Raw genomic sequence first — 4,340 nt, forward strand, 5'->3', positions numbered from 1 at the left:
CCTATGGGACCTGCAATTGAAGGCGGCGTTGGCATCAATGCGCAACTGTCTCACAATTTCTCCCTTCATGGTGATGTCAGCTATCAACAAAAGCTTCAGAAAACTGGTATATCTGGAGCAAATTTCTCAGGCGGCATACGCTATCAGTTTTAACACAAAGCTGTAAAAGCAAGCCTATTCATTCTATTCAATTTAATAAAAAGGCAGCACGATATGCTGCCTTTTTTATTCTTGACACCCTTTCATAAAAAGATCGCTCGAATAGCTTTTGTTCTTTATCCTCCCAAGATCATCTCCATCAAGATTTATTGATTGACAAGGCTAGGTATTGTTTTTGATGCATACCAGATTGAAGTAGTTGCTCGTACACAGGCAAAAAAGCGCTTTCGTTATAATCCTGAAAAGACAGCTGTGGAAGGTCTTGCCAATTTGCTGGAATTGGGGAGCGTGAAATGCGTGTAGCAGTCTTTGCGCAAAAGAATGAAAATATGCACTAAAGCGGGTGGTTATGCTTAAGGGTGAGAATAAATTCAGTGATTTTGAGAAATCTGCCCCTTACGCTGTCTTAGATCTTGAATGGCATTTATCTCTCATAAACAAAAATGTCGCAAAGCGCTTCATCTCCAAGTGAAAGTAAAACTTTCAGAAAAAACACCTTATATGTATTTATTGATAAATCGCGCTTGCTTCATAAAATCCCCTTCCCCTTTTTCTCAAAGCAAAAAGAAAATGTAAAGTTTTACTGTCGTAAGTAGATAAAAAGCACAAGCTACTATTATTTTCCTCTTACACAGGGAACATACTGCAAAATATTTCTTTACGCAGATAATTTAATTAAATACACCAAAAAAAACAAAGACATCAATCACTTTATCAAAATACTCAAGAAGAAACTAAGATTTATAAAAGCATCAATCAGTGCTCTTTAGCATATTTATAAAACACATTACATCCAATATAAAACACCTCAGATCTAAAATTAAGTAAACTTTTTTAATTTTTGCTGACGGCTGTTCCCAACGATGCTGCCCCCTTTATTCTCCTTAATGCATCAAAATATATGACAAGTACTATGATACCCTTAAAAAGTACAAACAAATAACGATCATTTGCTTATAATATTGTCCTTAAATATCATTTTAATATTTTTAATTATATATTTAATACGTAATAACTAAAACTATAAATATAATATGAATTAAATGTAAATATATACATTAATTATTATATTTTTTAATTTGACTATAAGTAAATTATAAAATAGTGAGTAGGAAGAATGTTTTTTATAGACCATTATTTATTTTCTTATATTGTTTGTTCTTCTTACTAACAAGTGGAGATATGGAAAACAGGAAAAATATTTGTAGCTTAGTTTAAGTGAGGAGAACATAAATGTCTAAAAAATCTCTTTTATCGTATACAGCAATTGCAGCAATTCTATTATTTGGGACCTACCACAAAACACAAGCGGAAGAACTTAAAGAACTTAAAGTTTCTGATGGAAAAAAAATGGAAGTCTCTAAAGAAAGCTACGAGAATATTTGGGCAGAAACGGGTGGAAAAATCATCGGCAAGAATTTAAAGCTGGGGAGTAGCTCTCCAACACCACCATCTGTTACAACCGTTGTCACCGTTAAAGGATCCGATAGTTTGATTGAATTATCGGACAATACCATCATTGGTGCTCCACTTGGAACTAAATCTTCCTATGAATACGGCGTTAATATATCGGACAACGCTACATTCAAAATGACAGGAGGTTCTATCAATGTTGATAAAACCGCTATTCAGCTAAATGCTGGTAACGGAAATATGGAAAATGTCACAATAACAAGTGAAAACAGCGAACCCTATAACGCAATAAAAGCTGAAAAAAAAAGTAAACTCACTTTGAAAAATATAACTGTTAAAAAAGCAAAAAACAGCATCTTTGCAGATAACCAAACTCAAGTAACAGTTATCGGTGGATCTTTTGAGGCAAACGAAACAGCAATCAATGCTCGAAACGGTAGTATCATTACTTTAAACAATAAGGCAAAAATCACATCACTTAACGGTGATGGGCTCAATGCCATTGGTGAGCAATCAAAAATTTTTATGACAGAGGGAACTGTTACCGGTAGCAATAGTGTATTATATACAAAAGCTGGTGGATATATTAATGTTAAAGATGTTGTGCTCACAGCAAATGGTAAAGGAACAAAATTCGGTGCATTTGCAAGAGGTTCCAGCACTATTGAATTGAATGGTAACACAACAATTAAAAATGCTTCGATCGGTGTTAAAGCCGAAAGTGATAATGCGACAATCAAGATGACCGGAGGATCGATTGAGGTCACAGGAGACAAAGCAGTAGGTGCATCATTTCTTAACACCACAAGCAAAGAAAACACGCTGAAAGATGTAAAAATATCAAGCGGAAATGATGACTTTCTTATGGATAAAGGAATAAGTGCTGACAAAGGAAGTATTGTCACTTTAAATAATGTAACCGTCACGAAAGCAAAAAACAGCATCTTAGCAGATAACAAATCTCAAATAACAATCACCGGCGGATCTTTTGAGGCAAAAGGAGAAGCAATAATTGCTCAAAACGGCAGTAGCATTACTTTAAACAATGGTGCGAAAATCATTTCATCTGAGCATAATGCACTGAGTGCCATTGGTGAGCAATCAAAAATTTTCATGACAGGAGGAACTGTTACTGGGAGTAATAATTCATTATATGCAACTTTGGGTGGATATATTAATGTTAAAGATGTTGCACTCACAGAAAATGGCGAAAGTTCAGTTACAGGCGCATCAGCTGAGGGCCCAAACAGCGTCATTGAATTAAAAGGAAAAACAACGATTACGAAGACTCTCTTTGGTCTTTATGTAACGGATGGAGGCAAAATCACAAGTGAAGAATTAACGATAAAAGGGAAGAAAACAAATATTGAGGGAATCGAACTGCCCAGCATGGGTGTAAATGCTGCTGCAAATAGCGTCATTGAATTAAACGGAAAAACAACGATTGAAAAAGTTGATTTTGGACTTGTCGCATCCAATAGCACGATTAAGATGGTCAATGGCGCTGAAAACAAAATAGATGCAACAATAATTGCACTAAAGATAAACAGAAATGGACATATTGATCTCGCAAATACTTCTGCAACAGCAGGGGTTGCTGGGGTGAATTTTGCAGATTTGTCTAAAAATAAGTTAAATGGCCTAAGTAATAGTAATCCACAAGATTGGCAAAACAGTGAAGTTAATTTGACCAATACAGATCTGATCGTTGAAAATGGTATTGGAATAAATACCGATGAATCAATGGGGAAAATTAATCTCAAAAATTCAAAAATCCTTGCAGATACGTTATTCAAAAACATAAAGCAGAAGACAAAACCTGTTGAAATGTTTACTTTAACCGCAGATCATTCTGTCTTACAAGGCGGTGTAAGAAATGACGAAAATGGGCAAACACGCTTTGATCTGAAAAACGACACAAAATGGACGTTGAAGATCAGTAACAATGAAAAAGATGCTGATGGAAAACTACTTGATATTGCTCAAAGATCTCGTTCCGATATTTCTACGCTTAATCTCGATAACAGCTCCATTATGTTTAGCAAGCCAACAGAAAAACAGCATTACCAAACTTTGTATATAGGTTCTGGTAAACCAGACACGCAAGAAGTCTACAATGCAACGGGTGATGCAAAGATTTACTTCAACGCACAATGGAGTGATGGAGCACCCATCGCCGATCAAAAAACCGATAGGCTTTTGATCCATGGGGATGTCTCTGGCAACACATCAGTTTATGTTTCAGGACGCGTAGAAAAGAACAGTAGTCAAGCAAATATCTCTGCTGCTCCTAATGTACGGGGGCTTTCACTCATTCAAGTTTCTGGAAAAGCAACTGAAAACTCTTTCAAACTCGTAAATGGCTATACCACAAGAAATGGTTTACCAGATATGTATACACTACGTGCCTATGGACCAGACTCAAGCCAAGGAAAAGCCGATATTGCACAAAACCTCTTTGATGAAAAGAATGAAAATTTCTGGGATTTCCGTTTACAACCCGAACTGCTTGGCTCCAATTCTGGTTCAAATCCTGATCCTGAAACAAATATCCCTACCGTTGCTCCTGTACCACAAACAGCAAGCTATTTGGTTATGCCAAATGCTCTCTTCTACAGTGGATTAACCGATATGGCTAAACAAAACGCACTCTTAGCCAATATCAGAGCATCTGTCTTAGGAAAAGAAGAGGAAAAACAAACCGGTTTCTTCCTCTATACTTACGGAAACACAGGAACCTTATCTTCTGAACGCGGACCTCTCAAATA

The 4,340-nt window shown here is 36.1% G+C and carries 3 protein-coding genes; all 3 read left to right on the plus strand.

Annotation, left to right across the window (positions count from 1 at the left end; genetic code table 11):
• Positions 1–153: autotransporter outer membrane beta-barrel domain-containing protein (locus tag ACFIMP_RS09330; protein ID WP_375613936.1), on the plus strand; the 153-nt coding region annotated here is incomplete at its 5' end.
• A gap of 159 nt (positions 154–312) precedes the next feature.
• Positions 313–462, plus strand: a complete 150-nt coding sequence (locus ACFIMP_RS09335) for a hypothetical protein (RefSeq protein ID WP_375612614.1) — start codon at positions 313–315, stop codon at positions 460–462.
• A 930-nt stretch (positions 463–1,392) separates the two neighbouring features.
• On the plus strand, positions 1,393–4,340 hold a 2,948-nt coding region (locus ACFIMP_RS09340; protein ID WP_375686307.1), incomplete at its 3' end, for an autotransporter outer membrane beta-barrel domain-containing protein.

It is taken from the genome of Bartonella sp. AP65SXKL (genome assembly GCF_042195725.1).
Classification (GTDB): Bacteria; Pseudomonadota; Alphaproteobacteria; order Rhizobiales; family Rhizobiaceae; genus Bartonella.